Raw genomic sequence first — 15152 nt, 5'->3', positions numbered from 1 at the left:
ACTCGTAGCGACGTCGCTTACAGGAATGAAGCATGACCCAGAGCAGCCTGCAGACACGATGCCCGAAATGCGAAACCCGCTTTCGGGTGACCGACGCCCAGCTTAGCGTAGCCGGCGGCAAAGTGCGTTGCGGCAACTGCATGGCGGTCTTCAATGCAGTGGAACACCAGGTCAGTGGCAGTGCATCCGTCGCAGAAAAAACACCCCCTTCCCAGACGGCTGAAAAACAGGATCACCGAGCCAACCAGAACTTTACCGCAGATGACGACCTGATTTTCGCCGACAATCCGGAAGAAGATGCAGCTGAAGGTCCCTACGCCGGTACCAAGCTGACGTTTTCCGATGATGAACTGAGTGACAGTTTCCGTACCGTCAATGAAAGCAAGAGCGGCAGTTTCGAGACGGAAGACGACGACAGCCAGGAAAAAATAGACGAAAGCTGGGCGGAGGCAATGCTCTCTGACGATACACCGTCACCCAACCAGGAGCCTGCCCCCAGGCCGGTTGAGAAGCAGCCTGAGGAGCTCCCAGAGCCTCAGATAGCCGATTCTCCAGTGGAAAAGGAAGAATTCCGGGAAGAACAGACGCCGTCGCAGTCCCAGCACACCAGGACAACACCGGATCGGGAAGAGGAAGATCTGAGCCTGAAACCGACGGAGGAATCTGACGAATTCTTTGTTGACGAACCCATGACGGCGGCAGGATCCCCCTATACCAATCTTCGCAGAGAACCTGTTTCCGTTGGCGACAACGGCGGCGGCCGCCTCAGAACAACACTCTGGACACTGGTGGTGCTGGCACTGATCGGCGTTCTGGTGGCCCAGGTCACCTGGTTCCAGTTCGGTCGCCTGTCGTCAATACCTGAACTGCGCCCTTTCTATGAAAAAGGCTGCGAGATCGTCGGGTGCGAGTTGAAGCCGCTTGTGAACGTTGACGCCATTCAGAGCCGCAAACTGGTGGTAAGAACGAACCCCGAGAACCGCAACCAACTGGTGGTCGACGCCGTCATCATCAACCGGGCGGCTTTCGAACAGCCTTTTCCGGCCATTGCCCTGACCTTCTCCAACCTGAATGGGGATGTGGTCGCCCAGAGCATCTTCGCGCCGGACGAATATCTGGCCGGCGAGGGCCGGGAAATGGAGGCCATGCCAACGGATACGCCGGTCCGAATCGTCATTAATATCCGGGACCCGGGCAGGGACGCGGTGAACTACAATATCGCCTTTCGCGCCAATCCGGAGTAAGCGGGTCCTCACTTGCCAAAGAGTGGGGACCGCCATCGAATTGCCTGAAAGTCAACCAGAAAGAACGAAAAATAATCAACTTTTTCATCACTTCGCCCCTTCAATAGCATCTCTCCCAGCGGTATCATTACCGCCCTTCGGATCAGAATCGGTTACTTATTGAGCAATCATTCAGATCCGGCGTTTGCTCAACCCGCTGTAACACGGACTCAGACCATGCTGCCAACGGCAAAAATCGGGCCGTACACCCTGCCCAATCCGTTGATCGTTGCGCCCATGGCCGGTGTAACTGATCGTCCCTTTCGCCTGCTCTGTCGGCGCATGGGTGCCGGGCTGGCAGTCTCGGAAATGGTCATTGCGGACAGCAAACTCTGGAACACACGCAAGTCACGAACGCGGATGAACCATCAGGGTGAACCCGAGCCCCGGTCGGTGCAGATTGCCGGCGGCGACCCTGACATGCTGGCCAATGCCGCCAGACTGAATGCCGAGTTCGGCGCCCAGATCATCGATATCAATATGGGCTGCCCGGCTAAAAAAGTGTGTAACAAGGCCGCCGGCTCCGCACTGATGAAAGATGAAACCCTGGTGCGGGAGATTCTGGAAGCTGTTGTGGCCGCTGTGGACATCCCGGTAACCCTGAAGATGCGAACAGGGTGGGACCGCAAACACCGGAACGCACCGCTGATTGCCCGTATGGCGGAAGATGCCGGCATTCAGGCCCTGGCAATCCACGGTCGCACCCGGGCTGACGCATACAAGGGCGAAGCGGAGTACGACACCATCGCCGAGGTTAAATCCCGGGTCGGAATCCCGGTGTTTGCCAACGGTGATATCACCTCGCCGGAACAGGCGAGGCATGTATTGAGCCATACCGGTGCCGATGGTTTGCTGATTGGGCGTGGCGCCCAGGGCAGGCCCTGGATTTTCCGGGAAATTCTGCATTTTCTGGAAACCGGCAGGCATCTGGCTGAACCGCCGATAGACGAGGTGGAACAGGTGCTCAGCGAGCACCTTGAAGCACTGCATGGGTTCTATGGCGAAACCATGGGCGTGCGCATCGCCAGGAAACATGTGGGCTGGTACCTGCAGTCCCACGACGAAGACAAACGATTCCGCAAACGCTTCAACGCCATAGACTGCGCGCTGGAGCAGAAAGACAGTATTCAACAGTACTTTGCAGGCTTACGAAATAGAGAGGTATTCGCAGCATGACGGCTGAGACTTTGGCTAATGACAATCTGACAGCACCCGCCAACGATGACATTCATCAGTTGCAGACGGTGAACAGCAGCGGCAACACCGTTACCCTGCGTGACAGCGTGGAAGTTGCGCTGAAAAACTATTTCGCGCAGCTTGATGGCGCACCGGTTACCGAGGTCTACCAGCTGGTATTGTCCGAGGTGGAAGCACCGCTGCTGGAGCAGGTGATGAAGTATACCCGTAACAACCAGACCAAGGCGTCGACCATGCTCGGCCTGAACCGCGGCACCCTGCGCAAGAAGCTTAAGCAGTACGGTCTGCTATAATCCAGCTACCCGATTGAAACGAGGGCCTCCCGGACAACATTCGCGAGGCCTTCATTCGTTCATACCCAGCAGAAATAAGTGACCCATGGCAAATCAGGCTAATACCCCCGTTCGTCGCGCGCTGATCAGCGTGTCCGATAAAACCGGTATCGTAGAATTCGGCCGTGCGCTGACCGATCGCGGCATCGAACTGCTCTCCACCGGTGGCACCTTCCGGTTGTTGAAAGAAAACCAGGTCCCTGTCACCGAGGTCAGTGACCACACCGGCTTCCCGGAGATGATGGATGGCCGCGTCAAAACCCTGCATCCGAAAATTCACGGCGGTATCCTCGGGCGGCGCGGCACTGACGACGCGGTGATGACAGAGCACGGCATTGCCCCCATCGACATGGTCGTTGTGAACCTCTACCCCTTTGAGGAAACCGTAGCGAAACCGGACTGCGACCTGGCAACGGCGATTGAAAACATCGATATCGGCGGGCCTACCATGGTGCGGGCTGCCGCAAAGAACCACAATGATGTCGCCATTGTGGTGAACACGTCGGATTACAGCCGCGTGCTGAAAGAACTGGAGTCCAACGACGGCCAGTTGACCCACAAGACCCGTTTCGATCTCGCTGTGAAAGCCTTCGAACACACTGCCGGCTACGACGGCGCTATTGCCAACTACCTGGGCGGACGCACCGCCGACAACGACAACGCGGATTTTCCCCGCACCTTCAACAGCCAGTTCGTGAAGGTTCAGGACATGCGCTATGGCGAAAACCCGCACCAGAGGGCGGCTTTCTACACCGAGCGTCATCCCCGGGAAGCCTGTATTGCCACCGCCAAACAGCTGCAGGGCAAGGAGCTGTCCTACAACAATGTGGCCGATACCGATGCGGCACTTGAGTGTGTCAAGCCTTTCGCCGACCCCGCCTGCGTTATCGTCAAGCATGCCAATCCCTGCGGTGTGGCGATTGGCGCGGATATACGGCAGGCCTACGACCTGGCCTTTGCCACAGACCCGACATCGGCTTTCGGAGGCATCATTGCCTTCAACCGTGAGCTGGACGCCGAAACCGCAAAAGCCATCATCGACCGCCAGTTCGTGGAAGTCATCATCGCCCCGACCGTAGCCCCGGAGGCTGTGGAACTCGTGGCCGCCAAAAAGAACGTGCGCCTGCTGGCCTGCGGCGAATTCGATGGCGAGCGCGCGAAATCCATGGATTACAAGCGCGTGACCGGCGGCCTTCTGGTGCAGGACCGTGACCTGGGCATGGTGGCCATGGAAGACGTCAAGGTCGTTACCGAGCGCCAGCCGTCCGAGCAGGAACTGAATGACCTGTTGTTTGCCTGGGAAGTGGCCAAGTATGTGAAATCCAATGCCATCGTCTACGCCAAGGCCGGCCGCACCATTGGTGTTGGGGCTGGCCAGATGAGCCGGGTCTACAGCGCGAAGATTGCCGGCATCAAGGCCGCCGATGAGGGCCTTGAAGTGAAAGGCTCGGTGATGGCTTCCGATGCGTTCTTCCCGTTCCGGGATGGTATCGACGCCGCCGCACAGGCCGGTATCACCGCCGTTATCCAGCCGGGTGGTTCCATGCGGGACCAGGAAGTCATTGATGCGGCCAACGAGCATGGCATCGCCATGGTCTTTACCGGGATGCGTCATTTCAGGCATTAATCCGACAGACAGGAACCGACCATGAACATTCTCGTCATAGGCTCCGGCGGCCGCGAACACGCCCTTGCCTGGAAAGCCGCCCAGTCCCCGGATGCAGACCGGGTGTTTGTCGCACCAGGCAATGCCGGCACCGCTCGCGAGCCGGGCCTGGAAAACATCAACATCGACGTGATGGACCTCAACGGCCTGGCGGATTTTGCCGCCGCCAACAAGGTTGGGTTGACGATTGTAGGGCCGGAGGCCCCTCTGGTGGCCGGCATTGTCGACCTGTTTGAGGAGCGTGGCCTGAGGGTGTTCGGCCCCAGCGCCGGCGCGGCTCAACTGGAAGGCTCCAAAGCCTTTACCAAGGACTTCCTGGAACGTCAGAAAATCCCCACCGCAGCTTACGGTAACTTCACGGATGTCGATCAGGCTCTGGCCTATGTACGCAAGCAGGGTGCGCCTATCGTCGTTAAAGCCGACGGCCTGGCGGCCGGCAAAGGTGTTATCGTAGCAATGACCCTGGAAGAAGCCGAAGCCGCCATTCGCGACATGCTGGCCGGAAACGCGTTTGGTGACGCCGGCAGCCGTGTGGTGGTCGAGGAGTTCCTGGACGGCGAGGAAGCCAGCTTCATCGTCATGGTCGATGGTGAGCACGTATTGCCGATGGCCACTTCACAGGATCACAAGCGCGTGGGCGACGGTGATACCGGCCCCAATACCGGTGGCATGGGGGCCTATTCTCCGGCTCCTGTGGTCACAGCTGATGTCCATAAGCGCATCATGGATGAAGTCATCTATCCCACCGTTCGCGGTATGGCTGCCGAAGGTCATCCTTACAAAGGCTTTCTCTACGCCGGCCTGATGATCGATACCCAGGGCGCACCCAGGGTGATCGAGTTCAACTGCCGCTTTGGCGACCCGGAAACCCAGCCCATCATGCTGCGGATGAAATCCGATCTGGTTGAGCTCTGCGGCGCCGCGATCGACGGCAAACTCGACCTGTGCAGCTCAGACTGGGACGACCGCCCGGCCGTAGGCATTGTGCTCGCAGCGGGCGGCTATCCCGGCAGCTACAACAAAGGGGACGTTATTGCCGGGCTACCCGAGAGGGAAGCCGACGGGGAGAAAGTGTTCCATGCCGGTACCCGTCTAAATGGCGAGCAGGTTCTTACCAACGGTGGCCGCGTGCTTTGTGCCACAGCCCTTGGAAAGACCGTTACTGAAGCCCAGCAACGCGCTTACAGGGTCGCCGCAGGCATTCAGTGGGAAGGCGCCTTCTTCCGTAAGGACATAGCCTATCGGGCCATCGCCCGGGAAAATGCGGCCAGTGACTGATGTCAGAATATCACTGAGAAGTCCGGTCTCGCCGGGCTTCTCAGTGACTGGTCTCTCGAGGGGGAGTCAGGAAACCAGAATGCGCTCAAGCGCCTCGCGAATATTTTGAGGGATCGCAACGGCCCGATTCTGTTCCCGGTCAACGAACACGTGGACAACCTGACCAAGCGCAGACGGCTCCAAGTCCCCGCCTCTGAACAGACCCAGCTCGTAAGTCACTGAGCTGTTGCCAATCTTGATGACCCTCAGCCCGGCGTCCAGCGCGTCCGGATAGGCCACCGGTTTCCTGAACTGGCAGTTGGAGCTGACCACGTAGCCAACCACTGGCGCGTTATTGATATCCAGACCGCCAACCTCGATCAGGTAGCGGTTGATGGTGGTGTCAAAGTAGGAGTAGTAGGTCACGTTATTCACATGCCCGTAGATATCATTATCCATCCACCGGGTGGTGATAGGGTAAAAAACACCGAACTCATCTCGTTCCACAGATGTCTCCGTTTACCAGTTTTATGGCGTTATGGCCTAATCAAACAGCACAACCTGACGAACGGCCCTACCGGATGCCAGTTTCTCGAATCCGTCATTGATCTCATCCAGCGTCAGGGTGTCACTGAGCAATTTGTCCACCGGTAATTTGCCCTGGCGAAACAGGGTGACATAACGGGCAAGATCGCGAACCGGCACACAGCTACCGACATAGCTCCCCTTGAGCGTGCGCTCTTCTGCCACCAGGCTGACCTGCTGGATAGACACCTTCTTTTCCGGGTGGGCCAGGCCGCCCGTGACCGTGGTTCCGCCGCGCCGAGTGATCTGGTAGGCGAATTCCAGGGCCTTTTCAGACCCGGCCATTTCAATGGCACAGTCAACACCGCCATTGGTCAGTGCCTTGATCCTGTCGACACAACCTTCTTCACGGGAGTTAAAGGCGTGGGTGGCGCCGAGCTCTTTGGCCAATGCCAGTTTGCTGTCATCCAGATCAATGGCAATCACCTCACCGGCGCCTGCCACCAACGCCCCCAACACGCTGTTAAGACCAACGCCACCCAAGCCGATGACAGCGACAGTCTGGCCCGCCTTGATATTCGCCGAGTTAATCGCAGCCCCCACACCCGTCAGTACAGCGCAACCGAACAGGGCCGCGTGGTGCAGCGGCAGATCAGCATCGATCTTGACCAGCGAATCCCGCGACACCACCGCATGGTCGGCAAAGGCGGACACCCCCAGGTGGTGGTTAACCGGGGTGCCATCTGCCCGATGCAGCCGGTGTTCACCGCTGACCAGGGTACCGGCGTTGTTGGTTTTTGCCGCCGGCTCGCACAGGGCCGGACGGCCTTCTGCGCAAGGTGCACAGTGGCCGCAGCTAGGCACAAACACCGCCACCACATGATCCCCCGGCTTCAGGTCGCGAACGCCATTGCCCACGGCCTCGACAATGCCTGCAGCTTCATGGCCCAGGGCCATCGGCACTGGCCGGGGCCGGTTTCCATCAATAACGGAGAGATCGGAATGACAAAGGCCCGCGGCCTTGATCCGCACCAGCACTTCATTGTCACCGGGAGGAGACAGCTCCAGCTCTTCAATCACCAGGGGCCTGGTATCCTGGTACGGGCGCTCCGCCCCGATGGCTTGCAAAACTGCGGCTCGAATTTTCATGGCGTATTTCCTCAGTCGGTTTCTGTTCTATGGTCAGGCCAACGACGCAGACGGATCCTTTCGACCGGCGGACACGGAACCGCGCTCGATGCGCCAGGTCGCGTCCACCAGATCGGAGGAGTGGCTATCATCGGATTCCGCGATCAGTACCGTCAGGCCTTCTGCGCGCAGGTCGGCAATGACCTCGGACAAACGCCTGGCCAGTACCGGTGCGACGCCTTCAAACGGCTCATCCAGCAAAATCAGTTCCCGGCCCGGAATCAGCGCCCGGCCCAGGGCCACCAGTTTCTGCTGGCCGCCGGACAACTGCAGGGCCTTGCGCTCACCGAAGTCGGCTATTTCAGGCATCAGCGAATAGACCCATTTCAGGCGTTCTTCACCATCCTTGATATTATTGGCCCACGCCGGCATGAGCATGTTCTCCGACACCGTCAGGTCAGGTATCAGCCTGCGGTCCTCCGGCATGTAACTGATGCGCAGATTGGCCCGCCGGTGAGACGGCAGTTTGCTGATGTCCTGGCCCTTGAAGGTAATGGATCCCCGGGTCGCAGGCAGAAGACCCATAATGGCGCGGATCAACGTGGTCTTGCCGGCGCCGTTATGGCCGATCAGACCTGCCATCTGGCCCTGCGGAATGCTCAGGTTAATGTCCCGCAGAATACTGATACCCTCAATGGAAACGTCGAGATTAGCAATTTCAAGGCTCATTTCAGGCGCCTCCTTCGGCATTAGGCGTCTTCGGTTTGCCGGTCACCAGTTCCTGGACCTTCTCATCCGCCAGCACTTCGTCCACCGGGCCATCCTTGATCACAATACCACTGGCAAAGGCCAGTACCCGCGTAACGTATCGCTGAACAATTTCCATGTCATGCTCAACGAACAATACCGTCAGACCCCGCTGGCGAACCGCCTCCATCACCGTGTCCATCAAGGTGTATTTCTCTTCCATGCTGACACCGCTGGTGGGCTCGTCCAGCAGCAACATGCGGGGACTGCCCAGCATGGCAATGGCAATGTCCAGAAGCTTGCGTGCCCCCTGAGGCATGGCGGTAACCATTTCATTACGGTACTGGGCGATGTTCATCTGGGCCAGAATTTCTTCAGCCGCTTCCAGCCGCTTTGTCGTGTGCACCGGCCGAATCATTTGGAACTGTTGATGGTCAGCAGCCGCCAGGGCGATAGCCAGGTTGTCGATCACCGGAAGTTCCAGAAACAGTTGCGGAATCTGGAAGGACCGGGTCAATCCCTTTCTCATCAACTTGCGAGGTCCAAGGCCCTTGATGGGTTTACCCCCGAATTCAATGGTGCCGCTGGAAGGAGGCAGGTAACCGGTCACCATGTTGATGAAGGTGGTCTTCCCGGCGCCGTTCGCCCCAATTACCCCGACAATTTCCCCTTCAGTGATGGTTACATTGATGTCTTCAGCGGCTGTCACCGCACCAAAATACCGGGACAAACCGACGGTTTTGAGAATCTCGGTCATTAGGCCACCCCTTTCTTGCGGGTAAACAGGCTCCAGATGCCTTTGGGCAGGAAGAGAATGATCAGCAGCAACACGATACCCAGGATCATTTGCCAGGCATTGGGCGCCAATTCAATGGCATAGGTTCTTACCAGGGTGAAGATCAACGCGGCGATAAAGGGTGCCGCCACGTGTCCTGTACCACCGAGGATGGCGATGAACACAAACTCACCGGAAATGGTCCAGTAGGCCATGGTGGGGTCGACATGGCCAGCGGCCAGCGCAGTCATGGAACCGCCAATGGAGCCGACCGCAGCCGCAATCACATAGTTAATATAGAGCACCTGCTTGCGCGATACCCCCATGTACTCAACCCGCACTTCGTTTTCCCGGATTGCCTCACAGGCCAGGCCGAGGCTGGAGCGGAAATAACGATTGAGAAACAGGGCAATGCCCAGAGCCAACCCGAGCGCAAGTAGTAGGGCGATCCTTGAACTGCTCTCACCGGAACCTGGGGAAAAGCCCAGAATAGTCCAGTCCACAACACCGAAGCCGTCCGTGCTTCCCAGCCCATGGCTTTTGACCAGAAGCCCGTACAGAATCATTGAAAACGCCAGGGACAACATAGCGAAGAATATTTCCCGGTAGCGCGTGACAAGCAGCCCCAGAATCATGGCAACACCAACCGTCACCGCGACACCAAGAACAATCAACAGCAGAGCATCCGTTATACCCAGATAACGGCCACCCAGGCCCACAGCGTAGCCGCCAAGGCAATAGAACAGCCCTTGACCAAACGACACCAGGCCCGCCCGCATAAGCATGACCACCCCCATCACCACCAGAGCGGTAGAAATAGCCAAGGTGGCAGTAAAAACAAGCCAGTTCGGAACCACCAGTGAGGCTAGGGCAAGGGCAACGGCGGCACCTATCAGGGAAATTTCGCTTTTTTCCAGGATCATCAGATTTTCCTCGCAATCACCTGGCCAAACAGGCCATGGGGTCGGAAGATCAACACTCCAGCCATCACGGCATAGATGATGAACAGTTCCAGTTCGGGCATGGTGTGGATAGACGTCGCTCGCGCAAGACCAACGATGACAGCGCCCACGGCCGCACCGGTGATGCTTCCCAGGCCTCCAGTCACCACGACTGCAAAGGCCAGTACAATGACCTCAATACCGAGTCCCGGTACCACGGAGATAATGGGAGCTGTAATACCGCCGGCGATGGCGCCCAGTGTTGCCCCGATCATGAAAGTGATAGTGAACATGCGGCGCACGTTAACGCCCATGGCTTCGGATACTTCCCGGTCGTGAATGATGGAACGCAGGATCTTGCCGATCTTTGTGCGCTCAAGCCAGAACCACAAGCCCACGCCAATAACGACCGAGACCACCAGTACCAGCAGGTCGTAACGGGATACGGTCAATACATCAATGTTGATCCGGCCCAGAGCGGCGTATGGTTGGTACGCAAAGTAAGGGGTCGTACCCCATATCAGCTTCATTACGTCTTCGAGAATCAACAGTACGGCAAACGTAATCAGCAGCATCAGGATCTCATCGCGACCATACATAAGCCTCAGTATGCCTCGCTCAATGGCCAGCCCGGTCAGTGCGCCAATCAATATCGCGGAGGCTGCGATAATGGCAAAAGCCATAACCAGGTTCTCTCCGCCCCCGGAGTAATACCACCCCAGCGCCGACGCGGCAGCATAAGCCCCAAGGGCGTAGAGGCTGCCGTGGGCCATGTTCAGAATTCTCATAACGCCATAGATGACCGTCAAACCCGCCGCCACCAGAAACAACCAGGACGCGTAGATGAAACCGTCGATCAATATTGCCCAGACCGTTAGCATCAGTGTGTACTCCTAATATCGGACCACCGGCCGCCTTTCAGCTGCCGGTGGTTGATCAATGGATCAGTTACAGTCGACTCCCGGGAAGCCTTCCTTGATCCATTGCTGGGCGTTGTACCCATCCGGAGCAGACACGCACTCACCCGGGTAAGACCGGACATTGCGCAGTTCAGCCTCACCATTCTCGAAATGGTATTCACCGTAAGACATTGGCTGCAGGGCCTGGTGGCCACCAGCCAGGGCCATGCGTACGGTGCCGCTAACCGATTCGAACTCGGCGCCTTTCAGCGCTTCTGCCAGTTGCTCTGAACTGGGCACACCATCGGCGCCGGAGTTATCGGCAGCGAATTTCAGGGCCAGGACGGCCTGAGCAGCCTTGGAGGCCGGATAGCTTGGAGGTGTGCCATGCTCGGCGACATAAGCTTCGGTAAACCATTCGCTCAGGTCATTTTCCGGCATGAAACCACCGAATGGACCACGCCCACCCAGAATGGTGCCGTTGGGTGCCTGGCCGTCAAAACGGTGCAGGCCGGATTCACCAGTGGTCAGAATCGCGGTTGCCTGCGACAGCAGACCACGGACGTTTGCCTGAGCGGTGAAAGACTCCATATCGCCGCCCCACATGGAAGAGTGGACAATATCCGGACGCTGGGTCTGGAGTGCGGAAATCTCAGTGCTATAGCTGCCCTGGAAGAGCTGTGGCGTCTGGTTATTGACGATTTCGGCTTCGGGCATCAGCTGTTCCATGGCGAGGGTGAAATCCTGCCAGGAATCCTGGCCCCAGGCGTAGTTCTGCTGGATACCAGCAATCCGGACGGCATCAGGGCGGGTTTCCGCTAGATACCGTGCCGCCCCCACGTTATCCGCGACTGCGTCGAGGCCGGTACGGAACATGTACTGTGGATCTTCAATCTCCTGGAACAGACGGGAGGTACCGCAGTCGAAAGCGATGGTGAACATCTTCATCTCTTCAGCCACCGGCCCGATCGCCAGGCAGTCGCCGGAGGAGATATAACCGATCACTGCATCGACGTCCTGGCGCTGAACCAGATTTCGGTACTCTTCAACCTGCTTGGTAGGACCACCCGCTTCATCGACGACGACGGATTCGAGCGTCAGGCCATTAACGCCTTTAGTGTCGTAAGGAGCGGGCAGACTGCCTTCGTTGATCGCTTTGATGACAATATCCGCCCCCTGGGCAGCAGGCACGCCAAATGGCCCCGAGGCACCACCGGAGAGGAAGGTCACGAAACCCACTTTAAAGGATTCCTCGGCACTGGCGGTTGCTGCCATACCCATGACACCGACCGATGCCATGGCCACAGACGTTGCGGTACCCAGAAGCGTTTTTTGCCAGATGGGACGTTGATTGGAATTTTTCATTTTGTTCTCCTTGATTGTTATTTTCTGTCGTACATCAGGTTGTGCTTTTGTTTTGCCTTCATTGGTTTGAGTAGTGACCTATCACGGTCAGCCACCGGGTTCACCGCGTCGCTTTTTCACCAAAGCGGGGGACGGTTTCAGGGATTCAGCATCGTAAACGGTCCAGTTGCCCAACATGACCTGGGCCGGTGGGTATTGATCATTGGCCACCGGTGTTCCGATCGCCTGGGCCTGAACAATCTGATGAGTGTCCGGATCAATGTAGGAAACGTACCCCTCCGGATCTTTGGGCAGGGGGATTTCGAGCCCTTCCAGAGCCTCGATCATGGCATCGGTATCCGTGACATCGCCGGCAATACTGATCGCCCTTGCGATGGCCAACATGCCAGCGTAAGCGCCTTGAGCGGAATAACTCGGATAACGGCCGGATAACTCATGAAAGCGGGTAACAAACCGGCGGTTCTGTTCCGTATCCGGCCAGTTCACGTGGTGGCGTGCAGACAGAATGAGCCCTTCCGGTGGATCATCCTTCAGGCTGACAAGGGTTTCGTAATCTCCACCGGCATCAAAATTGGCCACACGCATGCGGCTGAACAATTGCGTGGTACGAGCCTGCTCCAGAAAAGCAATGAAATCCCCTCCCCAGAGAGAAACCACCAGCACATCCGGCGGGGACTCCAATAGTGACTGGATGTAAAGCGAATAGTCCGGTTCATACAGCTTGGGCCAGTAAGTACCGGTTACCTCGTAGCGGGTGCCGTTCTGATGTAGGGCTTGCCTGAGATCGCGCCACGCGACCCGGCCGTATTCATAATCAGGCCCCAGAAAGGCAAGTTTCCGCCAACCGTTTTTCTCCTGCAGTTCTGCCAGGTAACGGGCACCGGCTGCGTGTGAATACCAGGTGTCACTCGATACCCGGAAATAGTAGCGATGCCCCTCCTCGAGGGAGGCTCGTGAAGACGCGTGGTCGGTCCCCACCATTATGATCTTGCGCTGTTTCGCCAATCGGCTTACGGCCATCCCCACGCCAGAGCTGACCATTCCGCAGAGAATGTTCGCATCGTCGTTCTGAATGAAGTCCTCAGCCATCCGCACCGCGAACGATGCCTTGGAGCGGGAATCGTCCACAATCACCCGCAGGCGCGGAGCATCAGGGTCAGAGGAGCGTTCTTCGAGAGCAAGCTGGATGGCTACGATGCTGTCCCGGCCAAAGCTGGCGGAACGGCCGGTCATGGGATACATGCAGGCAACAGTGGCATCAGCATGGCTGTCTTCCGCCCCCAGCTCTACCCTGCCCACCGGTGGCGTCGATGGCTGGGCGGGTGGCTCTGCACGGAGAGCGCCACTAGCCAAAAATACCATCGCTGCCAGCCAGAGTTGCCATGGCCGCTGGCAACACCCGAAGCGGTGTAACAGGATCGGCATTGTCTGGTACAGGCGGGTGTTCGGTCCCGGCAAGTCAGCCTCCCGAGTCGGTCGTGTCCGGCGTATGGTTCTGGATTATTGTTATAAACCATTCACAAGGATGTGTAGCAAGAGTGAGGCCAATGCACTAAAGCGGAGCCGGAGTCTGGCCTGGAAGGCCCTCCACTTCGCTATCGATCGGTAAAAACAGGAAAGATGAGCGCTATCCGCTCATCTTTGCCAGTAAGGGTGAGCGGATAACGCTCATCAATCCATGCCCAGCTTCTGCAAACGACGCTTGAATGCGTGCCGGGACAACCCCAGATGTTCAGCGGCTTTTCCCTTGCGGCCGCCGGTTTTTTCAAGGGCGTCCAGCAACAGCTGGCGCTCGGTCTGCTGCAAATGCTGATCAAAGGACGCACTGGTTTGATCCTGATCGGCCGGTGGCGGGGTGGTGCTGGTTGCCCGAAATTCACCGGGCAATTGGTGGGGGCGAATCAACTGTCCCGGGTAGAGAATGGTGAGGCGCTCTACCAGATTGCGCAGCTCCCGTACGTTACCTGGCCAGCTGTAGGTGCTCAGGCAGGCCAGTGTTTCAGGCAACATGGTGATAGGTCGGCAGCCCTCTTCACGGGCCTGGGATTCGATGAACATTTCCAACAGCTTACAAACATCGTCCTCCCGCTCCCTCAATGGTGGAATGGTAAGCTCGATAACGTTCAACCGAAAATACAGGTCTTCCCGGAAGTGCCCGTTACGGACCTCCGCTTCCAGCGACCGGTTGGTCGCAGCAATCACCCGGACATCTGACGTTGCGCTGGCTCCACCGCCCACCGGACGGTAGTCGCCATTTTCAAGGAAATGCAGGAACTTGGCCTGCAGAGAGAGCGGCAACTCCCCGATCTCATCCAGGAACAAGGTACCGTTATGCGCCAGTGCCACAAGACCGGCCCGTTTCTGGTGCGCGCCTGTGTACGCCCCTTTTTCCGCGCCGAAGAGTTCTGCTTCAATGAGCTGCTCTGGGAGGGCCGCGCAGTTAATTTCGACAAAAGCTTCAGAGGCCCGGGGGCTGTGTTCGTGAATGGCTTTAGCCACAAGAGCTTTACCGGTTCCTGATTCACCCAGCAAAAGAATCCGGCCAGCACTGCTGGCCGATACCCGTTCCACCTTCTGCCAGAGTTGCTGCATAGCCTCACTATCGCCCATCAGGCCAGAGGACGAAGCAGCCCGGCTGCGATGATAGGCCAGCTCATCGCGCATACGGGTGCGCTCGGTTACCGAGTCAACCAAGTGCAGCAATTCATCCAGGGCGAATGGTTTAGTCAGGTAATCCGTAGCGCCGGCTTTCACTGCCTGTACAGCTGCACGTGTATCGCCATGAGCCGAAATCATCACCACTGGCACATCCGGGTACAGGCGGACCGTTTCTTCCAGAACGTCCATGCCACTCCTTCCTGGCAGCCGCAAGTCCAGCAGCATCAGGTCGGGGAGACCCCGTTCGAGGATGGCCAACGCATCCTCGCCGGTATGAGCACAATTGGTACTGTAACCGGCTTCTTGCAGTGCGAAGGTCAAAGACCTCACAAAACTCTTTTCGTCATCAACGATCAGGATGTTCAGGCGCATAATGGTT

14 protein-coding genes are annotated in these 15152 nt (G+C 57.8%); 5 read left to right on the top strand and 9 right to left on the bottom strand.

What is annotated here, in order from left to right; all coding sequences use genetic code 11:
• Positions 1-32: 32 nt before the first annotated feature.
• From ABJM11_RS18885 to purD, 5 genes are all read left to right on the top strand, one after another.
• Positions 33-1244: a DUF3426 domain-containing protein gene (locus ABJM11_RS18885; RefSeq protein ID WP_348292531.1), complete on the top strand. Its 1212-nt coding sequence runs from the start codon at positions 33-35 to the stop codon at positions 1242-1244.
• Positions 1245-1460: 216 nt separating this feature from the next.
• Positions 1461-2459 (top strand): tRNA dihydrouridine synthase DusB, encoded by a 999-nt coding sequence (gene dusB / locus ABJM11_RS18880; protein WP_348292529.1) that lies wholly within the window; start codon positions 1461-1463, stop codon positions 2457-2459.
• On the top strand, positions 2456-2773 hold the full coding sequence (fis, locus tag ABJM11_RS18875; RefSeq protein ID WP_250089262.1) for a DNA-binding transcriptional regulator Fis: 318 nt from the start codon (positions 2456-2458) through the stop codon (positions 2771-2773). The genes dusB and fis overlap by 4 nt, the downstream gene beginning before the upstream one ends.
• Before the next feature lie 85 nt (positions 2774-2858).
• On the top strand, positions 2859-4439 hold the full coding sequence (gene purH / locus ABJM11_RS18870; RefSeq protein ID WP_348292527.1) for a bifunctional phosphoribosylaminoimidazolecarboxamide formyltransferase/IMP cyclohydrolase: 1581 nt from the start codon (positions 2859-2861) through the stop codon (positions 4437-4439).
• A 21-nt stretch (positions 4440-4460) separates the two neighbouring features.
• The gene (gene purD / locus ABJM11_RS18865; RefSeq protein WP_348292525.1) at positions 4461-5756 is read left to right on the top strand and encodes a phosphoribosylamine--glycine ligase; all 1296 of its coding nucleotides are present in this window, start codon (positions 4461-4463) and stop codon (positions 5754-5756) included.
• A 66-nt stretch (positions 5757-5822) separates the two neighbouring features.
• Here the strand turns inward: purD and ABJM11_RS18860 are convergent, their stop codons facing one another.
• From ABJM11_RS18860 to ABJM11_RS18820, 9 genes are all read right to left on the bottom strand, one after another.
• The gene (locus tag ABJM11_RS18860) at positions 5823-6242 is read right to left on the bottom strand and encodes a thioesterase family protein (protein WP_348292523.1); all 420 of its coding nucleotides are present in this window, start codon (positions 6240-6242) and stop codon (positions 5823-5825) included.
• Positions 6243-6278: 36 nt separating this feature from the next.
• Positions 6279-7409, bottom strand: a complete 1131-nt coding sequence (locus ABJM11_RS18855; protein ID WP_348292521.1) for a zinc-dependent alcohol dehydrogenase family protein — start codon at positions 7407-7409, stop codon at positions 6279-6281.
• A gap of 33 nt (positions 7410-7442) precedes the next feature.
• On the bottom strand, positions 7443-8117 hold the full coding sequence (locus ABJM11_RS18850) for an ABC transporter ATP-binding protein (RefSeq protein ID WP_285356001.1): 675 nt from the start codon (positions 8115-8117) through the stop codon (positions 7443-7445).
• A gap of 1 nt (position 8118) precedes the next feature.
• A complete protein-coding gene (locus ABJM11_RS18845; protein WP_348292520.1) occupies positions 8119-8892 on the bottom strand; it encodes an ABC transporter ATP-binding protein in 774 nt (257 codons plus the stop codon).
• Entirely contained in the window at positions 8892-9833 is a 942-nt protein-coding gene (locus ABJM11_RS18840; protein WP_348292518.1) for a branched-chain amino acid ABC transporter permease, read from the bottom strand. Before ABJM11_RS18840 ends, ABJM11_RS18845 begins: the two co-directional genes overlap by 1 nt.
• Positions 9833-10732, bottom strand: a complete 900-nt coding sequence (locus ABJM11_RS18835) for a branched-chain amino acid ABC transporter permease (RefSeq protein ID WP_348292517.1) — start codon at positions 10730-10732, stop codon at positions 9833-9835. Before ABJM11_RS18835 ends, ABJM11_RS18840 begins: the two co-directional genes overlap by 1 nt.
• Before the next feature lie 63 nt (positions 10733-10795).
• The gene (locus tag ABJM11_RS18830; protein WP_285355997.1) at positions 10796-12115 is read right to left on the bottom strand and encodes an ABC transporter substrate-binding protein; all 1320 of its coding nucleotides are present in this window, start codon (positions 12113-12115) and stop codon (positions 10796-10798) included.
• A gap of 87 nt (positions 12116-12202) precedes the next feature.
• Positions 12203-13573, bottom strand: coding sequence for an ABC transporter substrate-binding protein (locus ABJM11_RS18825; RefSeq protein WP_348292516.1), 1371 nt, complete (start codon positions 13571-13573; stop codon positions 12203-12205).
• Between the two features lie 213 nt (positions 13574-13786).
• Complete coding sequence (locus ABJM11_RS18820; protein WP_348292514.1) at positions 13787-15145, bottom strand: sigma-54 dependent transcriptional regulator; 1359 nt, start codon at positions 15143-15145, stop codon at positions 13787-13789.
• Positions 15146-15152 lie beyond the last annotated feature (7 nt).

The organism is Marinobacter sp., assembly GCF_039977835.1.
In the GTDB taxonomy this organism is placed as follows: domain Bacteria; phylum Pseudomonadota; class Gammaproteobacteria; order Pseudomonadales; family Oleiphilaceae; genus Marinobacter.
This window is presented reverse-complemented; position numbering and strand designations above follow the sequence as displayed.

What these genes read in the sequence shown, in the direction of transcription:
- ABJM11_RS18885 (WP_348292531.1), top strand. Translation starts at nt 33, where the DNA reads ATGACCCAGAGCAGCCTGCAGACACGATGCCCGAAATGCGAAACCCGC.
- dusB (WP_348292529.1), top strand. Translation starts at nt 1,461, where the DNA reads ATGCTGCCAACGGCAAAAATCGGGCCGTACACCCTGCCCAATCCGTTG.
- fis (WP_250089262.1), top strand. Translation starts at nt 2,456, where the DNA reads ATGACGGCTGAGACTTTGGCTAATGACAATCTGACAGCACCCGCCAAC.
- purH (WP_348292527.1), top strand. Translation starts at nt 2,859, where the DNA reads ATGGCAAATCAGGCTAATACCCCCGTTCGTCGCGCGCTGATCAGCGTG.
- purD (WP_348292525.1), top strand. Translation starts at nt 4,461, where the DNA reads ATGAACATTCTCGTCATAGGCTCCGGCGGCCGCGAACACGCCCTTGCC.
- ABJM11_RS18855 (WP_348292521.1), bottom strand. Translation starts at nt 7,409, where the DNA reads ATGAAAATTCGAGCCGCAGTTTTGCAAGCCATCGGGGCGGAGCGCCCG.
- ABJM11_RS18850 (WP_285356001.1), bottom strand. Translation starts at nt 8,117, where the DNA reads ATGAGCCTTGAAATTGCTAATCTCGACGTTTCCATTGAGGGTATCAGT.
- ABJM11_RS18845 (WP_348292520.1), bottom strand. Translation starts at nt 8,892, where the DNA reads ATGACCGAGATTCTCAAAACCGTCGGTTTGTCCCGGTATTTTGGTGCG.
- ABJM11_RS18840 (WP_348292518.1), bottom strand. Translation starts at nt 9,833, where the DNA reads ATGATCCTGGAAAAAAGCGAAATTTCCCTGATAGGTGCCGCCGTTGCC.
- ABJM11_RS18835 (WP_348292517.1), bottom strand. Translation starts at nt 10,732, where the DNA reads ATGCTAACGGTCTGGGCAATATTGATCGACGGTTTCATCTACGCGTCC.
- ABJM11_RS18830 (WP_285355997.1), bottom strand. Translation starts at nt 12,115, where the DNA reads ATGAAAAATTCCAATCAACGTCCCATCTGGCAAAAAACGCTTCTGGGT.
- ABJM11_RS18820 (WP_348292514.1), bottom strand. Translation starts at nt 15,145, where the DNA reads ATGCGCCTGAACATCCTGATCGTTGATGACGAAAAGAGTTTTGTGAGG.